Annotated in this window: 16 protein-coding genes and 1 pseudogene; 6 read left to right on the forward strand and 11 right to left on the reverse strand. The window is 67.2% G+C overall.

Annotated elements, in window-relative coordinates; all coding sequences use genetic code 11:
- Positions 1-121: 121 nt before the first annotated feature.
- From ACFWXC_RS31680 to ACFWXC_RS31690, 3 genes are read right to left on the reverse strand one after another with little or no spacing between them, the layout of a single operon-like run.
- Positions 122-1822 carry an FAD-binding oxidoreductase gene (locus ACFWXC_RS31680; RefSeq protein WP_384483822.1) on the reverse strand — a complete coding sequence of 567 codons (1701 nt, stop codon included), beginning with the start codon at positions 1820-1822 and terminating at the stop codon, positions 122-124.
- Positions 1819-2541, reverse strand: coding sequence for a lysophospholipid acyltransferase family protein (locus tag ACFWXC_RS31685; RefSeq protein WP_384483824.1), 723 nt, complete (start codon positions 2539-2541; stop codon positions 1819-1821). Before ACFWXC_RS31685 ends, ACFWXC_RS31680 begins: the two co-directional genes overlap by 4 nt.
- Positions 2542-2580: 39 nt before the next feature.
- A complete protein-coding gene (locus tag ACFWXC_RS31690; RefSeq protein WP_384483826.1) occupies positions 2581-3372 on the reverse strand; it encodes an SDR family NAD(P)-dependent oxidoreductase in 792 nt (263 codons plus the stop codon).
- 473 nt (positions 3373-3845) lie between these two features.
- Here ACFWXC_RS31690 and ACFWXC_RS31695 point away from each other — a divergent pair, with 473 nt between their 5' ends.
- From ACFWXC_RS31695 to ACFWXC_RS31705, 3 genes are read left to right on the forward strand one after another with little or no spacing between them, the layout of a single operon-like run.
- Positions 3846-4673, forward strand: a complete 828-nt coding sequence (locus tag ACFWXC_RS31695) for a hypothetical protein (RefSeq protein WP_384483828.1) — start codon at positions 3846-3848, stop codon at positions 4671-4673.
- Positions 4670-6985: an HAD-IB family phosphatase gene (locus ACFWXC_RS31700; protein ID WP_384483830.1), complete on the forward strand. Its 2316-nt coding sequence runs from the start codon at positions 4670-4672 to the stop codon at positions 6983-6985. The genes ACFWXC_RS31695 and ACFWXC_RS31700 overlap by 4 nt, the downstream gene beginning before the upstream one ends.
- Positions 6985-7779 carry a ferritin-like domain-containing protein gene (locus ACFWXC_RS31705; protein ID WP_384483832.1) on the forward strand — a complete coding sequence of 265 codons (795 nt, stop codon included), beginning with the start codon at positions 6985-6987 and terminating at the stop codon, positions 7777-7779. Before ACFWXC_RS31700 ends, ACFWXC_RS31705 begins: the two co-directional genes overlap by 1 nt.
- Before the next feature lie 256 nt (positions 7780-8035).
- Here the strand turns inward: ACFWXC_RS31705 and ACFWXC_RS31710 are convergent, their stop codons facing one another.
- The 3 genes from ACFWXC_RS31710 to ACFWXC_RS31720 form a co-directional block, all read right to left on the reverse strand.
- Entirely contained in the window at positions 8036-8701 is a 666-nt protein-coding gene (locus ACFWXC_RS31710; protein ID WP_384483834.1) for a nitroreductase, read from the reverse strand.
- 551 nt (positions 8702-9252) lie between these two features.
- Positions 9253-9687: a winged helix-turn-helix transcriptional regulator gene (locus ACFWXC_RS31715; RefSeq protein ID WP_384483836.1), complete on the reverse strand. Its 435-nt coding sequence runs from the start codon at positions 9685-9687 to the stop codon at positions 9253-9255.
- 326 nt (positions 9688-10013) lie between these two features.
- Positions 10014-11189, reverse strand: a complete 1176-nt coding sequence (locus ACFWXC_RS31720; RefSeq protein ID WP_384483838.1) for an ABC transporter permease — start codon at positions 11187-11189, stop codon at positions 10014-10016.
- Between the two features lie 195 nt (positions 11190-11384).
- Between ACFWXC_RS31720 and ACFWXC_RS31725 the strand changes: the two genes are divergently transcribed.
- Complete coding sequence (locus ACFWXC_RS31725; RefSeq protein WP_384483840.1) at positions 11385-11990, forward strand: TetR/AcrR family transcriptional regulator; 606 nt, start codon at positions 11385-11387, stop codon at positions 11988-11990.
- An 832-nt stretch (positions 11991-12822) separates the two neighbouring features.
- A pseudogene (locus ACFWXC_RS31730) lies at positions 12823-13701 on the forward strand (transposase family protein); the annotation flags it as partial.
- Between the two features lie 538 nt (positions 13702-14239).
- Here the strand turns inward: ACFWXC_RS31730 and ACFWXC_RS31735 are convergent.
- The 4 genes from ACFWXC_RS31735 to ACFWXC_RS31750 all read right to left on the reverse strand — a co-directional run bounded on the left by ACFWXC_RS31735 (position 14240) and on the right by ACFWXC_RS31750 (position 17775).
- A complete protein-coding gene (locus ACFWXC_RS31735) occupies positions 14240-14410 on the reverse strand; it encodes a hypothetical protein (RefSeq protein ID WP_384483842.1) in 171 nt (56 codons plus the stop codon).
- A gap of 42 nt (positions 14411-14452) precedes the next feature.
- Entirely contained in the window at positions 14453-15049 is a 597-nt protein-coding gene (locus tag ACFWXC_RS31740) for a YceI family protein (RefSeq protein ID WP_384483844.1), read from the reverse strand.
- A 104-nt stretch (positions 15050-15153) separates the two neighbouring features.
- Positions 15154-15900, reverse strand: a complete 747-nt coding sequence (locus tag ACFWXC_RS31745) for an SDR family oxidoreductase (protein WP_384483846.1) — start codon at positions 15898-15900, stop codon at positions 15154-15156.
- Positions 15901-16074: 174 nt separating this feature from the next.
- On the reverse strand, positions 16075-17775 hold the full coding sequence (locus ACFWXC_RS31750) for an L-aspartate oxidase (RefSeq protein ID WP_384483882.1): 1701 nt from the start codon (positions 17773-17775) through the stop codon (positions 16075-16077).
- A gap of 872 nt (positions 17776-18647) precedes the next feature.
- Here ACFWXC_RS31750 and ACFWXC_RS31755 point away from each other — a divergent pair.
- The gene (locus ACFWXC_RS31755; RefSeq protein ID WP_384483848.1) at positions 18648-19178 is read left to right on the forward strand and encodes a DUF1003 domain-containing protein; all 531 of its coding nucleotides are present in this window, start codon (positions 18648-18650) and stop codon (positions 19176-19178) included.
- Between the two features lie 376 nt (positions 19179-19554).
- On the opposite strand, the gene ACFWXC_RS31760 is transcribed toward ACFWXC_RS31755, so the two are convergent.
- The gene (locus tag ACFWXC_RS31760; RefSeq protein ID WP_384483850.1) at positions 19555-20052 is read right to left on the reverse strand and encodes an Ohr family peroxiredoxin; all 498 of its coding nucleotides are present in this window, start codon (positions 20050-20052) and stop codon (positions 19555-19557) included.
- Positions 20053-20314 lie beyond the last annotated feature (262 nt).

Here is a 20314-nt window from a genome sequence, read left to right on the forward strand (position 1 = left end):
GTCCGGCACCCACCACACAGCGGGTCCGGAGCACCCGCGGCCGTAGGTGCGCCGCCCGGTTCGCGGGGTGGGCGTGCCGAGGCCCGCGCACCGGCGGCGCGCGGGCATCGGCCGCCCGTGCTCAGACCACGATCTTGCGCGGGTTGAAGTTGCCGCCCGGGTCGGCGGTGTCGAACAGGCCCGACATGATGGCGACACCCTCCGACGAGATGTCCTGCTCCAGCCAGGGCGCGTGCTCCAGGCCCACCCCGTGGTGGTGCGAGATGGTGCCGCCGGCGTCGACGAACGCCTGCTGGATCGCGCGCTTGACCGTGTCGTACTCGCCGAGCGGGTCGTCACCGAACACGAAGGCGAAAGTGAAGTAGAGGCAGGCTCCGGAGTGGTACGAGTGCGACATGTGCGACATCGTCCAGCCCTTGCGGTCGAGCTTCTCGTAGGCGAGGTCGGCCGCCTCGTAGACCGCTGCGTGGATACCGCGAAGCTTCGACCACGGACCGGCGGTCTCGCTCACGTCGCCGGCGGCACCGCGGTCGAGCAGGAAGTCGCGGATGTACGGCGTGTCGAACTTCTTCTGGTCGTAGAGCGCACCGGGTCCCTTGCCGACGCCGATGCCGTGATGCTTGCGCACGATCCGGTCGACGAGCGACTTCTGCCGTTTCACGTGTGCCTTGTCGCCCTCGAAGCCGATGAAGGAGAGGCACATCTCGTCGAGGTTCCAGCCACGCCTCTTGAGATACGCCATGAGGCCTGCCTGTGCCGTTTTCCGAATGCCCTTCGACTCCTTGCTCGTCGCCAGGGAGAAGGCCGTCTCATGCGCGTCCGAGATACGGGTGACCGAGGGCGAGACGTCCCTCTCCGCGATCTCCTGCATCGCCGCCAGGCCGTGGTCGAGATTCTTGAAGAAGTAGGCGTGGATGGCACGTTTCTCGGGGAGCCGGTGCACCTGGACCGTGACCTCGGTGATGACGCCGAGCCGCCCCTCGGAGCCCACCACCATCTCCCGCACGCTCGGCCCCGTCGATGCGCTCGGAACGGCACGGATCACGAGGATCCCCCCGGCCCGCACGACGCGCAGCCCCTTGACCATGTCCGCGATGTCGCCGTACTTGTCCGACTGCATGCCGGACGAGCGCGTGGCGACCCACCCACCGAGCGTCGAGTGGGTGAACGAGTCGGGGAAGTGCCCCATCGTCCAGCCGTGCCCATTGAGTTGGGCCTCGAGATCAGGGCCCAGCGCCCCCGCCTGGACGCGCGCCAGGCCGGAGTCGGGGTCGATCTCCAGCACCTGGTTGAGGCGGCCGAGGTCGAGTGAGACGACCACCCGGGACTCGTCCATGTGCGGCTCCAGGCTGCCCGCGATATTACTGCCGCCCCCGAAGGGGATGATCACGGCGTCCGCCTCGACGGCCGCGTCGACGACGCTTCGCACCTCCGCCTCGTCGGCCGGGTAGACGATCACATCGGGACTGCGTGCTATCTCGCCGGCCCGGATGCGGACCAGGTCACGCAGGCTCTTGCCGTACGTGTGGACGACCCGGGACAGGTCGTCGACAGCTGTGTTCCCGGCTCCGACGATGCCGCCCAGAACGGCGACGAACTCCGCGGGCGCCGTCGAGGCCGGTACCTTCAACTGCGAGAAGTCGGGCCGTTCGGTGCGCTCGCCCGCCCAGAGATCGAGACCGACGGCCTTCTGTACGAAGGGCACGAAACCAGGCTTGTCCTCGTGCCGGAATCCGACACCTTCCACGCCCCAGCCCCACCACTTCATGTGTTTCACGTCATCGGTGCGCATCGCGTCGGTGCGGCCGGTGGGCTCGGTCACGAACGGTCTCCTTCAGGTACACGACGTGAGGTCGTAGGGACGCCGAGGATGCGGTCGGAGTTCTCCTCGGTGAGGGTGAGGATCGCCGAGCGGATGCGTTCGGTGAACTCGCTCCGCAACTCCCCGGGAAAAGCGGTGAGCGGTTCGCCGAAGACGACCCCGACCGGCAGACGGCCCGGTTTCGGCCAGTTCGACCCGCGAGGATGCGCCGCATGCGCGCCGATGACCGCGACGGGGAGCACCGGCACCTCGGCCGACGAGGCGAGCGCCGCCGCGCCCGGCTTGAAGGTCCCCAGCGATCCGTCGCGCGAGCGGGTCCCCTCGGGAAAGATCAGGAGCGGCACTCCCCGGTTCAGCAGAGCCTTGGCGCTCACTGCGCGCCCGGCCACTCCGGTGCGGTCGACCGGGAAGGCGTTGAAGAAGAGGGCCGTGAGGCCGCGGCGCCGCCACACGTCGAAGAAGTAGTCGGCGGCGGCTCCCACCGCGAGGTAACGCGCCAACCGGCGGGGCAGCGCGCCCATGATGAGCGGCGTGTCGAGGTGCGAGGTGTGATTGGCGACGACGACATACGAGTCCTCGACGTTCGCCAAGCGCTCGCGCCCGAGCACCGTGACGCTGGTCATGCTCCAGACGAGGGGCTTCAACAGCCCCCGCTGCGCGACGAAACGCGCCGCAGCGTGGGAGCGTGAGGTGAAACGGCCGCGTATCGTCGCAGGCATCCGCTTCCTTCCCGTGCGGGCTCGCCCGCACTGAATCCTTCAGTGAGTGAGACTGTCGTTGCGGCTGGACGAGATCCGTCGCGAGATCCACCGCACGGTGCGGCGTGGAAGATGACGTGTGAACCAGATGAGCAACCGGTACCGGAGGCTCGGCACGGAGATCACCCGTCCGCGGCGCACGTCGCGCAGACTCCTCTCGACGAGTCGCCGGGCGTCGAGCCAGAGGAAGTCCGGAATGCCCGACGACCGTATTCCGGCCCGCGTGTGAAATTCCGTGCGGACCCAGCCCGGACAGAGCGCTGTCACGGTGACGCCCGTTCCATGGAGCTCGTTCGCCAGTCCCTCTGAGAGCGAGGTCACGAAGGCCTTGACAGCCGAATAGCTTCCCATCGTGACGAAGCCGGCCGTGCTCGACACATTGACGATCGCACCGTGCCCGCGTTCGCGCATGGCCCGCCCGGCGGCACCGGCGAGCACCAGCACCGCGCGCCCCATGACCTCGATCGCCCGGTCGTGCGGAGCGGTGTCGGCCGAGGTCATCGGTGCGCGCACACCGAAACCGGCGTTGTTCACGAGCATGTCCACCGGACGGGCGGAGTCCTCCAGGCGGGCGGCGACCCGCCTGACGTCGGCACGATCGGACAGGTCGGCGGGCAGCACCTCGACAGCTCGGCCGCGGGATTCGAGCTCGGCCGCCATCAGGCCGAGCCGCTCCCTGTCGCGCGCCACCAGGACGAGGTCCCATCCGCGGTCTGCCAGAGCGCGCGCGAACGCAGCTCCGATACCCGACGTGGCGCCGGTGACGAGTGCGACCCGGGTACGGCTCAGCACGGTCTCATACGCGATCTGCGCGACATCCGAGCTCCCTGCTCGTATCCATTACGCGGGATGGCGAGCGGGTCCAGGCCGTCGATCCCGGCACCGGCCTTCCGCGCCAACTGGTCAACAACCCGCTTATGCGGGGGAGCTTGAAGATCCACAAGGCTTCCATGTTCGACGTCCGACGAGCCGACCCAGGCGAATTGCCACGGTCGTACAACAGCAGATGGCCGAGTCCTCGCGCATGACACACCTTTCGTCTCTCGTGTCATTGCGTTAGACCGGGCACGCATCCGTCTTGTGACACGAGCTTCCGCACATGACGGAGGTGACCGATGCACAGCAAGGTCCGGCGCACGCCGCCTGCGGTCACGTGTCACACATGTGCCGGTTGCCCGGTCTCATGTGACGGCCCCCGACGGCTTCTCGCATGCTCCGGGGCTTCTGCAGCGTTTCCCCCTGCTCCCGCCCCAGAAAGCCTGTGCATGAACTCGAACAACGAGACGACGACCGCGCCGCCCGAGACAGCGGGCTTCGACGTGCGTGAGTTCGCCCGTACGGCACACGGCAGCCACCGCGGAACGCTCGACCTCAGGTCCCTTGCCGAAGAGCCGCTCGATGCCGACTCCGTCCGGCTTGTGCGCGCGCTGCGCGACATGGAACGTGCGACGTTGCACCGTGTGCGCGACCTCCTTGTCACGGCGACACACAAGGACGCCCGTGTCACCGCGTTCCTCACCACGTGGATGTTCGAGAGGTTCTGGATAGCCGATGCCCTCGACGCCGTCCTGGATGCTTCTCCCGCCGCCCGCGACCTCCCTTCGAGCGCCGGTCCGGCGCGGTGGGTACTGGCGGAGCGCCGCGAACGCCGTGGCCCGATCCGTCGTTCCCTCATCGCCAACATCACCGGTACACAGATCGTCGCCGAACACGTGACGACGGGCCTCGTGGACGAATGGATCCTGCAGGCGGCCTACCGGCGTCTGGCCGGTGTGTCCTCCGCCATGGCGCCGATCATCAACCCCGTGGTGGAGATCAAGCAGCGCCACATCCGCTTTCTGGCCGAGGAGGCGGAGCGCCGGCTCCAGGGCTCGGCACGCGCCCAGCGCATCACCCGCCGCGCCCTGCGGCACGCGGCCTGGCCGCTCGGCTCGGTCGATCGCTCCGGGCACGAGCGCACCTTCTTCGAACGCCAGGTCTTCGGCGACCGGAGCGGACGAGCCGAGGCGCGCCGTATCCGCGGGATGGTCGCCGCGCTCCCCGGCATCCGTCCCGGTGTCGCATCCACCGTGGAATCGAGGCTCCTTCCGTGATACCGCACAACGCGAAGACCGAACTCGGCAACGCGCACGTCCTGCTGACAGGCGTGACCGGCTTCGTCGGGCAGGCCGTGCTTGAGCGGCTGCTCACCGACCACCCCGCCACCCACATCTCACTCCTCGTGCGTCGGAAGGGCAGCCAGACCGGGCAGGACCGGCTCCGGCAGCTGCTGCGCAAACCCGTGTTCAAGCGCTGGCGGGAGGCTGTGGGCGCCGAAGAGGCCGAGCGCATCGTCCGTGCCCGGATCACGGTGCTCGACGGCAGCATGACCAGCATCCCCGAGCTGCCCTCCCACCTTGACGTCGTCATCCACTCGGCGTCGACCGTCTCGTTCGACCCGCCCATCCACGAGGCGTTCGACACGAACGTCAACGGCGCCGTGAGCCTCTACGAGGCCCTGCTCGCCTCCGGATCCGACCCGCACGTCGTCCACGTGTCGACCTGCTACGTCGGAGGACTCCGCCGGGGTGTGGTGCCCGAGGCCAAGCTCGAACACGATGTCCTCTGGCACACCGAGTGGACCTTGGCGACACGGACCCACGAGCAGACCGAACTCACCTCGCGGGAGCCGGCGATGCTCGAGCAGTTCATGTCCCGCGCCCGCGGCGACCACGGGAAGGAGGGCCCGATCGCGGCGGCCCGCGCGAGCGAGAACGCGCGGCGCGAGTGGGTGCGTTCCCAGCTCGTCGCCGCCGGCCGGCGGCGCGCGCAGAGTCTGGGGTGGACCGACGTCTACACTCTGACGAAGGCACTCGCCGAACGTGCCGCGGAAGACCTCTGGGGCGAGGCCGGACACCGGCTTTCGGTGGTCCGGCCCGCGATCATCGAGAGCGCGCTCCAGCATCCGTTTCCCGGCTGGATCGACGGCTTCAAGGTCGCCGATCCGCTGATCTTCGCCTACGGCCGCGGCCAGCTGCCCGACTTCCCGGGGCTGCCCGACTCGATCCTCGATGTCATCCCCGTCGACTTCGTCGTCAACGCCATCCTGGCCGTGGCGGCCAACCCGACGCCGGTCGACGAGCCCGAGTACTTCCACATCGCCTCGGGTGCGTCGAATCCGCTGCCCTTCCACCGCATGTACGAGAACGTACGCGACTACTTCACCCAGCACCCGCTGCCCAAGGGCGACGGATTCGTCAAGGTACCGACCTGGAAGTTCTCGGGCGAGCGCAGATTCAACCGAGGCCTTCTGCTGGCGAAGAAGAAGGCCGACCTGTGGGACGCCGCTCTGCGGCTGATGCCGAACGACGAGCGCAAGCGCGCTCTCGCGACCGAGAACGCCAAGCTGCGCGCCGGCATCGCCACCCTCCGCAACTTCACCGACCTCTACCGCGCGTATGCGCAGACCGAGATCGTCTTCGACGACCGCAACGCCCGCGCCCTGAACAACGCGCTTCTGGCCGAGGTGCGCGAGGACCGTGGCTTCGATGTGGAGCGGATCGACTGGGAGGAGTACCTGCAGAAGGTGCACCTCCCCGCCATCAGCGAGCTGACGGCGGCCTACCGTCGTCGCAAGGCCGCGGCCGCCCGGCCGGCGAACGCCCGCCCGAAACGCGAACTGCCGCGGCGTACCGACGTACTCGCCGTCTTCGACCTCGAACGGACCGTCGTCGACTCCAACATCGTCGAGCAGTACCTCTGGGTGCGCACGGCGGGCTTCCGGAAGGCGGCCTGGCCGAAGGAGGTGGCGGACCTGCTCGCCTCACTGCCCGGCTACCTCCGCGCCGAGCGACGTGACCGCGGCGAGTTCATCCGCGCGTTCCTGCGCCGCTACCGCGGCATGCCCATCGCCCGTCTTGAGGAGGTCGTACAGCGCGGGTACGCCGACACGATGCTGCGGCACACGAGCGCGGACGCCCTGGCACGCATCCGGGAGCACCGTGCGGCAGGTCACCGCACCGTCCTGGTCACCGGCTCCGTCGGCCTTCTCGCCGCTCCGCTCGCCGGCCTGTTCGACGAGGTCGTCGGGAGCTCCATGCACGTGAGGGACGGTGTGCTCACCGGCTACCTGGCGAAGCCGCCGCTCGTGGACGAGGCGAGGGCCGCGTGGCTTGTGCGGTACGCCGAGGAGGGCGGCTACGACCTCGCGGCCTCCTACGGTTACGGCGACAGCCACTCCGACCTGCCGTGGCTGTCGCTGCTGGGCAGGCCCTCGGCGATCAACCCCGACGCCGGACTGGCGCGCGAGTCGCACAAGAGGAACTGGAACATCTACCGCTGGAAGAGGGGCGGTTCGGGGGTGCGCCGCGACGTCATCGCGGCACGGGCGACGATTTCGGCGCGCGCGGACGAGAAGAGCGACTGATGGCTTTCGACATAGACAAGTACACGAAGAACTCCACCGGCGTGCAGTGGGCCGACCTCGACTTCGACGAGTTCGAGCACAACCCACTGCCCGAGGAGACGTTGCGCACACTGCGCTACATGTGTGACATCGAATACCACACAGTGTGCTACCTGCGTGATCTGCTGACGACCCCGTCTCACGACGAGCCCGCGGTGGGCGCCTTCATGACGATGTGGAACCGCGAGGAGTTCTGGCACGGCGAAGCAGTCGCGGCCGTGCTGGAGCGCCACGGCCTCCGAGTCGACTTCGACGAGCTCAAGGCGACCCGCCTGAAGCTCGGCTGGAAGGACCGCCTGGGGACGGTGAAGCAGACGGTGATCGGCCGGCTGGTCGGCAACGACTTCGTCGCCGTGCACATGGCGTGGGGCGCGGCGAACGAGTGGTCGGCGACAGCGGCGTATCACCGGCTCGCTGCGCTGGAGAGCCATCCGGTGCTGGTACCGCTGCTGAAGCGGATCGCACAGCAGGAGACGAAGCACGTCGCGTTCTACGCATCGCAGGCGCGTGACCGGCTCGCGGCGAGCAAGAAGGCCCGTGTGGTCGCCCGGCTGGCGCTCGAAAACGCCTGGGGCCCGGTCGGCTCGGGTGTCATGCCCGAGGCCGAGGTCACGCACGTCATGACGCACCTCTTCGCGGGCTCCGAGGGCCGCAAACTCATCCGCGACATCGACTCGCACATCGCGAAGCTGCCGGGCATGGACGGGCTGCGCATAGTCGAGGACGCCATGGACAAACGCGGGATCGCTTCCTGATGCCGGTGTCGCAACGGCTGACACAGTGAGCCGAGTTGTCGGTGGGTGATGAGGCGGCAGGTGAGTTCGAGGAACGCTTCATGGATGCCGGAACGGCGTTCTCAGCGGATGCGAAGGCGGCGGAAGCCGTGCGCTTTGCCCGTTGTTCCCCGCAGTGTCTGCCGCGGCTCTGGGGCAACTTCACAAGTCGCACTGTGAGATGCAGCCCTGCTGACACATCACCCGCCCGCCCGTAACGGGCAAGAGGTACCGCTGACTAATCATCGACGAACGTGACCGTCTCGTCGAGCGGTGCTCGGCCTGTCCTGGTGGAGGGCACTGCCGTGTCTTCGAATCCGATCGACATGCCGCAGAAGAGCATGAGGTCGGCCGGGGGTGACAGGACCTCCGCGACGGTCTTGCGATAGACCGACCATGCCATCTGCGGGCAGCTGTGCAGGCCTTCGGCGCGGAGCAGCAGCATCACGGTCTGCAGATACATGCCCACGTCGGACCACTGGGGCCGGCCCAGACCTCGGTCGATGTAGCAGAACAGCGCGGCGGGCGCGCCGAAGCATTGCCAGTTCGCGGAAGCCGCCCTCTGGCGCGCCTCCCAGTCCTCGTGCGCGATGCCGAGTGCGCTGTAGCGCTCCGCACCGAAGGCGGATCGGCGCTCGCGGTACGGGGACTTCAGTGTCGGCGGGTACATCTCGTATTCCCGCTCGTCCCAGGGATCGCACGCGGTCACGCGCTCGCCGGCGAGTTCCTTGAGTTCGCCCAGCGGCCGGCCGGTCAGCACGTAGACGTGCCAGGGCTGGAGGTTCGACCCGGACGGCGCCCAAGCCGCAGCGGAGAGCACCCGCTCCAGTACCTCCCTCGGGACGGGCCGGTCGACGAATCCGCGCACGGCTCGTCGGCTCGTGACTGCCTCGTAGACGTCCAAGTTCACCAGTCTCCCTCGTCTGCTCTACATGCCCCCCTTGTCAGCCGTAAGACCATGAAATGTAACAATATGCACAAAATGCGATCGATTGCAGTAGTGCCGGTTCGCGTCCTGTGCGGCCGGCCACGCGGAAGCGCACTGCCCGGCACTGTGATCGTCGTGAACTGTGACTCCTGCTCGCATCGTGAAAAGAGGCGCAGTGGTCGGCGGGGAGGCAGGAGGTCACGACGGAGCCGGACGTCGGCTGCCCAGCGGTGTTCTGGGCCCTCCTCGGGGCGGTAGTGCTGGGTATAGCGAAGCCCGGTCGCCGACCTCCTGCTCCGCAACCAGGGCAGTGCCACCGACGACACGGCCCTGGTCATGGTGCGCCTGTGAACCCAGCCCACTCCTTCCGCGTGCTTGGTCAGATCCCGCAGACGACAGCGGAGTCACCGCCGGGTCTCGCCCTGCCGGGGTCGAGAACGGTGCTCCCCTTCATCCTGGTGTCGGTCGACGCCCGCCGGAGGCAGGTGTCCGGCTGCAGCCCCATCTACCAGAGCGGAAGGGGGAGATCAGTGGCCTGGCGCGGCCGGTTGACCAGATGCCGGTGGGCTGCTTGCTGGGAGGTGATCCTCCGCCCAGAAGAAGAGAACCGCCAGGGGGATGAGGAAGGCGCTGCCGTGCGGTGAGAGTGCGTAACGGGTTCGCGATGACACCCCGGGCCCGGTGTCCTGGGTGACCAGATCGATCGCGGTCAGTTCCTGGAGCCGCTGGGCGAGCATACGGTTGCTGATGCCGGGGACGCGGTCGCGAATCTGTGCGAACTCGGCCGGTCCTTTGGCCATAGCCATGAGGATCAGTCCGTTCCAGCGTCTGCTGAGCAGGGTGAAGGCCCTAGTGATGGCCGGAGAGGTATCGGTCGACTGCGGATGCGCGGTCCGGCGTGCCGGCTGAGGGTGTTGTGGGGCAGGCATGGTGTGTATCCGTTCCGGTACGGCGCGGGCCATCGCGGTTCAACACCTCGCGCAGTACTTCGTGGTCGTGGTCGTGTCGGGAGACAGCCCGTATGTCTGCCGGGCCGCGTCCCTGGGGCGGCCCGGTCCCAGGGACGCGGCGCGCCTTTGTGATGTCGGCGCCTGCGGACGGTCGAGCCCTCGGTGTGTGGTTAGCGCGTGTCGACAGCCAGGACCGCGATCTACGCCGACCAGGAAACATGGCGCCAGAGGCGAAGAGGGCCCAAGGAGCAGGCGCGCGTCAGCGCCTCATTCCACTTCGACACTGGGCCGAAGTTGCCGGCGGCCAGGGCCTGATCGCGTACATGAAGCGCTCGGCATCAGCCGTCGTCGTCATGGCGACGGGCGTGCGCGTGAGCGGGACGTCGAACCGACAAAGCGGTGCCGGACCCCGGCAAGGCCGGGAGCAACTCCCCGGAAGCCGGCGCACCGGTCTTCGTGCCGCGGCCTCCCCTGATGACCCAGTGACCGCACATGACTGCTGTGAGCCCGCAGACGCTCCACAGGACGAGGACGGCTAGGTGGCCGGCGTCGGCGTTGCCGTCGAAGTAGGTGGTGTCGCGAAGCAGACTGGCTCCGGCGCCCGGGGGCAGCCACTGGCCGACGTAGTCCACGCCCTTGGGCAGCATCTCCGGAGCGGAGGTGGCGCCGGAGAAGGCGTTTCCGACGAAGACCATGAGCGCGGCGCTGAGCCCAAGGCCCGCCGGCCCGAGCAGTCGGATCACGCCGGCAGCGGTGGCGCTGATGGAGAGCAGGTCGAGCGACAGGATGGCCCACGTGGCCACGTGATTGTGTGGCAGCGCCCCGAGGAAACCTTGGGCCACGAGATAGACGCCGAGGGCCGCGACGGCGCATGCGACGAGAAGTGTCAGCACTCGGTGCCGCGGGCGTGCCAGGCCGCGAGCCATCGTGACAAACGCCCCGATCAGGATGCCGCAGATCGTGAGCGGGAAGACCGATGAGCTGAACACCACGCCCCGGGGGTCCTCCTGGGCGACGGGTACCACGTCGATCGCCTTCACGAGGACCTTCACCGAGGAATCGGTACTGGCGGCTCCCTTCAGGGCGGCCTTCCTTCGGGCAGCGTCCTGCTGTGCGGCCGCCTGCTTGTGGGCCTTCGCCGAAGAATGTGCACCGTCGGACTTCTGCTCGGCAGCCTTCTGTTCGGCGGCCTTCTGCCGGGCGGCGATCTGCTGGGTGGCTTTGTCGGCCAACTGCTGTCCGACATTGGTCAGAAGCTGGGCCACGGAGGGGCCGGCGGCGGTGGCCTCCAGCACGGTGATGCCGTGGCCGGAGACGGCGAAGGCGCCGTAGACATCCCGGTTCTTGATAGCCAACCGCGCGGCCTGCTGGTCGGGATAGAGGTGGAAGTCGAACGCGCCGGGCATCTCATGAGTCAGCCCTGCCACCGCGCGCTGGCTGGCCGGCCCCGTGCCCACGATCCCGACCGGGACGTCGCGCGGCGAGATCCGCCCCGCCGGCCAGGCGAACGCCATCACCGCCAGAGTGATCGCTATGGGCAGCGCCACGGCGGCAATGGCTACTTCCCGCCATGCCTGGTGTCCTGACAAGGGGTTCCTCACAGCTAGGCCTCACAAAAAAGAATGATCATTTTTCTTGAGTCTCCAGTTTGGGCCGTCGCATGGCCAAACGTCAACGGGAATGTTCGTTTTCTTTGTTAAACTGGCCTCATGCCTAAGGTCACCCAGCAGCACATGGACGCCCGTCGCGCGCAGATCCTGGACGCGGCGCGCCGTTGTTTCCTCCGTGACGGGTTCCACTCCACGTCCATGCAGGACCTGTTCGCGGAGGCGGGGCTGTCCTCGGGCGCGGTGTATCGGCACTTCACCAGCAAGGACGAGATGATCCTTGCGATCGCCGAGGAGAACATGCGTGACGTCCTCGACATCACGCTCGCCGTCGCCGCGAACCGGCAGGGTCAATCCATTGGGGCGGTCCTGGCGGAACTGCTCGACGTGATTCGGGTCCAGTCTGTCGAGGAAGACGTGGCGGGCCTCGCGGTTCTGGTCTGGGGAGAGGCTATGCGCAACCGCTCGCTGGCGCGCAAACTCGACGACCTCATGGGCCGTGTACACGCGAATCTGGTGCCGTTGGTCCGCGATCATCAGGAAAGCGGTGATTTGCCCTCAAATGCGACGGCCGAGGGAATCGCTTCAACGATGGTCTCCGTCCTCCCCGGCTACATCCTCCAAGTGGCTCTGCTCGATCAGACTGTTGTGGCCGAGATGCCTGACGCAGTGCGGGCGTTGTGGCCGGGGCCGGCCGGAGAGCGCTGAGCGGTCTCGCCACTGACAGGGCTGTACGCACCGGCCACAGAGGGGATCTCCGTGTGCCAGGGGGCGGCGAGGTCATGCAGGCGGCGCCGGCGGTCGCCGGCCTCCGCGGCATCGGCGCCGATGCCCTACCAGCCGTCGCCGAACCGCAGCACACGGCACAGCGCGGCGTCGTTGTGGCCGCCGACCCACATGGGCGGACCGCCGGCGGTGGCCGCAGGCAATCCCCAGCACATCGACCGCCGCTACGTCGCCATGATGGATACGACAGCCTCGCGGTCGCGGTCGGAGTCGTCCGTAATCCGCCACGGGGCGTGGATGCCCCCGATCCGCCCTGCGCCTCGCGATCCTACGAGTGATCGGAATCAACTCCAGCAACAACGCCAGGAGACGCGACCCCATGGCGGCAGGTGCTTCAACCGGCTAACGGGGTCGTGTACGCAAGGCCACGGCCCGTTTGTCGCGCGTCACGTGGGAGGAGGGCGACGGGAACTGGTCCCCATGACCAACGCCCGCAGCTGCTCACTACACTCCCACGATGAACACCATACGGTGCACCCAATGCGGTGCGGTGGGGCTGGAGCCGGGCTTCGTCGAGGACTCCGGACAAGGCGCTCGCGGGTTCGCGCGGTGGATCGCGGGCCCCCTTAAGCGAGGCCCGCTCGGCGGTGCCAGGAGGATGGGCCGACCGCACTGGCAGATCGATGCCTATCGTTGCCCCACCTGCGCACACCTGGAACTGTTCGCTGCCCAGCGGGACTAGCGGCGTGGTGTGCGAGAGACGGGAACGGCCGGGCCATGACGTGAAGGGGGAGCCGTACGGTTCGGGGAGATTGTGACGTCTTCCTTGACCCGTATCGCTCTCTCGCATCCTCTCTGCACTGGCATCTCAAGGCGTCGACTTGGCGCGCTCATCGCCGAGTTGACGGGCCCATGGATGGCGCGGCAGGACTCTCGGCGGCGTGAACGTCGTGGTCACGACCGGCTGCGGGCCGAAGGCAGCGGGCCGGGCCATCAACTGGTTTTCACCGGTTGGATGGTCGCCACCCTGGTGGTCCTGCGATTCCAGCTTCCGCACGTGGCTCTGGCCGTCTCCTACCGCGTAGACCGCTCCACCATCACCCTGGCCGTCCACGAGATCCGCCCGCTCCTGGCGGCGCGCGGCTTCGCGGTTTCCGGCGAGGTCGGACTGCGCTTGCACACGATGGCTGATGTCTTCGTGTACGCCAGCGCGCAGGGCGTTGAGCTGCCGGTCGACGGAACCGAGGTGCGGGTACGGCGCCTGAAGGCCGGCAGGCCCGGCCGCCGGGCCTTCGTCTCCGGCAAGATGCGGCAGAACACGAAAGAAGTCACCGTTATCGCCGCCGGGCAGGGCCGCACCCTGTGGACGGGCGCAATCCGGCCGGGCCGTATGCACGTTCAGACGGCAGTGAACACTTAAGGGATCGGTGATCTGTTCGAGCGATGTCCCACGGTCAGGGCCAAGGTCGACGCCGGATACCGGGGACTGGCCAAGCGGTTTCCCGACCAGGCCCAGGGACCGCCCAAGAAGCCCGGCAAGGACGCCCCTGCGGAGGTCGTCAAGGCATGGGAGAAGACCCGCAAGCAGCAGTCCTCGGAGCGGATCTGCGTCGAGCACGCCAATGCCGAGCACAAGCAGTGGCACCCCCCCCAGCGGTACATCGGACGTCGTGAGTACTACGACGAGACCCATGAGAGGCCCTTTCGGGGCATAGGACGAGTTTCGGCCGCTTCCCGGAAATCGGAACGGTGTTGGTCGCGACAGCGCGCTATCGCGAGTCATGGCAGGGCAGACCCGGGGAAGGAGATGTCCCGGGCTCGCCGCTTCAGGGTGCGGAGGGTGGCGGAGGCGCGACATTCGACTCGGGCTGCATCGTGCTCAGCGGAGGATCCGCAAGGACTTCAGTCGTGCGGCCTGCGTTCGCCGGGTTGTGTGTCGCCGGGCAGCGCGGGCGAGATCCACGGCAGGCAGGCAGCCGGATCCGTCACCAGTTGCACGTTCGCGCTGTGTCTGCGGTGGTTGGGGCCTCGTGCGTTGTGTATGTCGTCGGCAGCGCCCAATCAGCTGAGTAAGCCACGCTGGGACAAGAACAACGCCTTACCTCTCCCAACAAGGTGCGCCACCTGGAGAGTTGCGCGAGGGGTGGCCGGTCGGCACCGCAAGCCGGACTACGACCCGATGCCCGGCTGGGGTTGGCCGCGTGCCGAACGTCTGCGGTCCGTTCGACTGCTCAACGGGACGGCGGCTGCTGCAGAGCGGCGGAGATTGCCTTCATCTGCTCATTGAGCGCAACGAGTTCTTCGCGAAGCGCGATGATACGCGTTTGAAGTTGGGCGGCTTCGGCGGTCAGCGCTACGACTGTGGCCGCCAGGTCGATGCCGTTCTCCGTGGTTTGCGTCATCGTGGGTCCTTCCGCTGGATACGCTGGCAGGCGTCTCGCGGCCTATGCACCTTGTGCCTGGTCCAGCCGCACGGCAAGGATGTCGAGAGTCACCTTCACCTTGTCGCTGATCAGAACTCCGCCCGTGGCCAGGGCCCTGTTGCCGTCAAGCCCCCAGTTGGAACGCTGCAAGGTGGCCGTGCCCGTGAAACCGAGACAGTTCTGACGGTGCGCGTCCCGGCTCGCTCCGCAGAATCCAAGGTCGACGTGAACGGGCAGCTCGATGTCCTTGATCAGGAGGTATCCCGCCATGCGGAATTGGTCGTTACCGGCATGGAGGATTCCGCCTGAGCGGAAGCTCATGAGAGGGAACGTCGAAGCATCGAAGAAATCCGGTCCGGTGACATGCACGTCCCGTTCCGGATAACCCGTGTCAACACTACAGGTTTGGACACTGAGGTAGGCCTCGGACCGAGCGGGATATTCACCGTCAAGCTTGACGATCCCCTCGAATGCGGTGAATGTTCCGCGTACGTTCGTGACCATGCCGTACCGGACGGAAAACCCGATTGTGCTGTGGACCGGGTCGATAGCGTAGACGCCGGTCAGCCCTGCAAAGGGGCCAGGGCGAAAGATAGTGGTTTCCATGCGATTGAACATGGCGAGCCGGTTCCTTCGTGCGTGGATCTCGGATAGGGACGCATTCTGTGGCGAATCCGCGTCCGGGGTGGCCCCTGACTGCCGCCAGGGGCCACTCGCAAGGCCTACCGCTGCTGCCCGAGCCAGTCGGTGAACCGGGTCTCGGCGATATGCGCGTCAGGACCTGGCACGAGCGTGGTCTCCTTCAGCTCGGCACCGGAGTACGGGGCGCTCGGGTCCGTGACGACCGTGCGGACGTCGTTCTTGTCGGCGAGTACCTGACGGATGAGCTCGTCGAGCTGGAACACGTCGGGGCCGGCGACCTCCACCACGCCGTTGACCGGGGCGCCGACCGCGGTACGGCCGACGGCCGCGGCCACGTCGTCGGAGTAGATGGGCTGGAACTTGACGGGGGCCAGACGCACGGTGTCGCCCTCGGTCGAGATGTCCGCCAGCCCGTTCACGAACTCGAAGAACTGCGTGGCGTGGACGATGGAGTACGGGGTGCCGGAGTCCTTGATCAGCTCTTCCTGCGCCTGCTTGGCACGGAAGTAACCGCTCTCCTGAAGACGGTCGGTACCGACCACGGACAGCGCCACGTGGTGCGTCACGCCGGCGTCCGCCTCGGCCTTCAGGAGATTGGTGGTCGAGGTGCGGAAGAAGTTCATGACGTCTTCGTCGGCCCACGAGGGGGAGTTGGACACATCGACCACGACCGACGCACCCTGCAGTGCCTCGGCCAGCCCTTCGCCGGTGAGAGTGTTGACGCCGGTGTTGGGCGAGGCCGCGACCGCCTCGTGCCCGTGCTCGTTGAGCTTGCCTACCAGCTTCGAGCCGATGAGCCCGGTTCCACCGATCACTACGATCTTCACAGTGGTGTCCTTTCATAGGTATTCATGGTGCGGAGCGCAGCTGCGACGAGTTCCTCGTCGGCGCCGAATTAATTTCGGTCTGTACCAGGAGAGACCGGACAGCAGATCTATGTGTGACAGGGATCCGTAAGAATCGAGAAAAGCGGAGGCTGTTCACCCGGTCGCGACACGGTTTTATTCGACGAGCTTTCCATCGGTCGAGACCTCTCCCATCAGCGAGGAAATCTCGTCGGGGATGGCAGGAATGCTCTCGCGGGTGATACCGGCAGTGGGCGACCACACGAGGTTGACCTGCTGAGCGGCGTCCAGGTGGGGGTAGTCGCTGCGGTTGTGGCAGCCGCGGGTCTCACGACGCTCAAGTGCTGCTTCGAGGGTGGCCCGGGCCGACAGTGCCGCAGACTTGAGATCAAAGGCGTGCGCGAGATCCTGGAAGCCGGCGATGTCCGGGTGCACGCCGACGTCCTCCATCCTCTTCTCGATCGCGGCAAGCTCCTCGAGCCCGGCGCGCAGGCCCTGTTCGTCGCGTACGACTCCGGCGTGCTCTGTCATGGTGTTGCGGATGGCGCGCTGGAGGGCGCGGACGTTCTCCGGTCCGTCGGCCACCAGCAGATCGTCGATCTCCGCGCGGGCCTGCGCGACAGCCGACGCCGACCGCGGCTGGGCGGTCAGCGACTGCGAGTAGGCGGCGGCCGCCTGACCCGTGATGCGGCCGAAGACCAGCAGTTCGATGAGACTGTTCCCCCCGAGGCGATTGGCACCGTGCAGGCCGCTCGACGCCTCACCGATGGCGTACAGACCGCGCACGTCGGTGCTGTGGTCCTCGGGACGTACCCACACCCCACCCATCGAATAGTGCGCGGTGGGCGCGATCTCGATGGGATCGCGGGTGATGTCCAGCATCTGCAGATCGAGCAGGGTCTGGTAGACACGGGGGAGACGCGTCATGATCGTCTGCCGCGGCAGATGGGAGACGTCGAGCCACACTCCGCCCTTGGGCGTCCCCCGCCCTTCCTTGATCTCCGTGTAGGAGGCCAAGGCCACGCGGTCGCGGGTCGACAACTCCATGCGCGCAGGGTCGTAGCGGTTCATGAACCGCTCGCCGAGCGCGTTGCGCAGGATGCCGCCCTCACCGCGCGCGGCCTCGCTGACGAGGGTGCCGGCCGCGTCTTCGGGCTCGATGATCCCGGAGGGATGGAACTGCACCAGTTCGGGGTCGCGCAGACGGGCGCCGGCCTCCACCGCCAGACGGAACGAATCGCCTGTGTTCTCGTCGCGCCGAGAGGACGTTCGCCGCCAGATGCGGGTGTGGCCGCCGGCGGCAAGAATGACGGCGTCGGCGTGGATCAGGTACCGCGTTCCATGGGTGAGATCGAAGCCGTAGGCACCGAAGACGGCGCCGTCGTGGACCAGAAGCCGGGTGATGTAGACACCGTCGAGCACCGGAACGTTCAACTGTTCCGCGCGCCGGATAAGCGTGCGCTGGATCTCCAGACCGGTGTAGTCGCCGGCAAACGCGGTCCGCCGGAACTTGTGTGCGCCGAAGAAGCGCTGGGAGATCCGTCCGTCCCCCTCGCGAGCGAAGGCCATGCCGTAGCGCTCCAGGTCCTCGATGCCCCTGGCGGCACCCTGGGTGACGGTCTCCACGGTGCGGGGATCGGCGAGCAGATAACTCTCCTTGAGCGTGTCGGCCGCATGCTGCTGCCAGCTGTCCTCGGGATCCATGGTGCCGAGGGCAGCGTTGATTCCTCCGGCAGCAAGCGCCGTGTGCGCGTCCTCCTTGGGGCGTTTGCCGACTGCGAGGACGTCGACACCGGCTTCGCCCAGTTCGATCGCCGCTCGCAGCCCAGCGCCTCCGGTTCCGATCACCAGCACCATGGTGGAAATACGTTGTTCGCGGATAGCCACGATCTACTCCGATCGCCGAGGGATTGTCACTCAGTACGACCAGGATGTTCCGCAATCTGTGACACCTTTCGTGGCCGCTCTCGTGGCAGGTGGCGTCCACTGACATCGACGTGGGGGAGAGACGATGCGGTGCCCCCCAGCGACGACCTGGGCGGGTCAGGCGCCGGCCGTCACAACCTCGTGGTCTTCGTGGTCATACTTCCATTCGGCCACTGCCTCGGAGAGTCGGCTGACCACTGATCATCCCCGTCGGGCAGTCGGGCAAAGGAGCGAAAGATGCCGTACGTCCTTGCACAGCCTTGCGCCGACGTCGATCGATGACGGAGCTTGCCTCGTCGAGCGCCCAGTGGACTTCCACGCACGTGCACCCGTCTGTCGGATCGAGGCCGTGTTCTACGAAGAGGTGTCCCGGAGCGCTGGGCGGAGTACACGATCCATGCCGAGTACTCCCGGGTGTCCTCGGCGCAGGAAGGCGTGCCGTTCGTCCTCGACGGCGACCACCGTCTGATTGGCAACTTGAGACACCCGACTGGAGTCGGTGTTCTCCCGGGTCGCGGGCAGACTCGGTTCGACGCATCTGCGGTGGCGGCTGCGGGACCACTGGTATCGGCCGCGCAGTACGCCGAGGCCATGACGGCAGCGGACGTCGGGGAGCGGGCACGGTCCGAGGCGAACACGGTGGCCTGCTTGCCCCCACCTGGTGGTGTCGAGGCTTCGCGCCCTGCTCGATGTCACCTCCATGGCGAAGCACAAGTGCAGCGGCTTACAGCAGCCAAGCTGCGGGGCCATGGACGGCTGGTGGCGATGGCGCCCGCGGCGAGGGAATGAGGCAGTAAGTGGGAATGAGCCTTCGCTCCGGAGACGGAGCCTTCTGGCCGAGCTCCGCTTCCGGCGGTACTCAACGCCTCGACCTCCGCCTGCGCCATGAACGGCTGGCGTTCGCCAGGATGCGCACGTCGCAGGACCGGTTCGCAGACGCGATCACTGCTTTCGCGGGCACGATGGGCTTCGTGTACGTCCATACCGTCTGGTTCGCGGTGTGGATCGCCCTCAACCTCAGGCTGTTCGGCTCCGCCGTGGTATTCGACCCCTACCCGTTCGGGCTGCTCACCATGATCGTGAGCCTGGAGGCCATCTTCCTGTCCACATTCGTGATGGTCAGCCAGAATCGGCAAGCCGCTCGTGAAAACGTCCGGGCCGACCTGGATTTCGAGACCAATCTTCGCGCCGAGGTCTGGGCGGTGCACGTAGGCAAGGCGCTCGGCCTGAATCCGCAGGAGATCGAGCTTCACGTCCAGGAGATCATCCAGCAGAGCAAGAGCGCGATGGAACCGGGGTCAGGGGTTCCGCCGGTGGCCCCGGATGCGCTGTGAACGCGGCCCTGCATCGGCTGAGGCTCGGCATGCCCGGCGCGCGCGACCGGCCGGATGTCAAGCAACGGTCAGGAGCTTGCCCGACCACCCACCGGTGGAGGCTCATTGCCACTGTTACTGCCACTGCCACTGCATGGGGTGGCGGGCACGATGCTTCGGGTGCGGACCGGCTTGTGGTGGTGGGCGTAGCCGGGGTCTGCGTAGAGCGTGAGGGGCTGCGGTGCAGCCGGCCGACCCGGCCGCGGAAGGCTTTGCGGCGTCCACCAGTGCCGGCAACTCGGCTGGTCTCCCCATTCCGTAGCCGTCGTGTGCCGGCATGAGGCACACAACGGCTACGGAAACGACATACAGCTGGACAGGCAGCCTTCGCCCTTGGCTACGAGGCCAGCCTGATGCTTGTCGGTGTTCCCCGCTGGGCCATCTTCGTGTAGGGGCACAGCGAATCGGCCTTCTCCACGAGCGGGGCGGCGACGGCAAGGTCTATGTCCGGCCACTTGACCTCAAGATCGACGTGCAACAAGTAGCCGCCGTCAGCCGGGTCCCGTCCAAAGGCCACGGTCGCCTGCACGGAGATCGCTGCGGGGTCGAGCGCGGCCTGCCGTGCGACCAGACTCAGGGCCCCGTGGAAACAGGCGGCAATGCCGGCGGCGAACAACTGCTCCGGATTAGTCCCCTGGCCGTCTCCTCCCAGTTCTGCGGGCATGCGCAGGTTGAGATCCAGGACTCCGTCGCCCGAGCGTGCCCTTCCCGAGGCCCGCCCATGACTCACCATCCCCCCGCTCACCGTCACGGCCGTGGTGTAGATCGGGGCGAAGGCCTCGCCGTCGAAGTCTTTGTCGGTGGACAGATTGGGCAACCGGATCGGCTCCGTCACGGCATGACTCCGTCAGCCTTGCAGTACACGACCGAGCGCTGAGCCGAAATCAGCGCGGGAAAGGTCGCGTCCGTCGGCCTTCCTGCGTCACGCGGTCTCTTTATGCCGAGCCGCCGTGCGATACCGGACTCCGGGCCATGGGCAGAGCCCAACGGACTGGTGGTGTCGTATGCCATATTTGGTGCACCTTCCCGTATGGAGGGTTTCTAGCTGCGGATAGTCAGTTGACCGGCACGTCCCCGCTGTTGTGACAGCCGGCGGT

This window comes from Streptomyces sp. NPDC058683 (assembly GCF_042716195.1).
GTDB lineage: Bacteria > Actinomycetota > Actinomycetes > Streptomycetales > Streptomycetaceae > Streptomyces.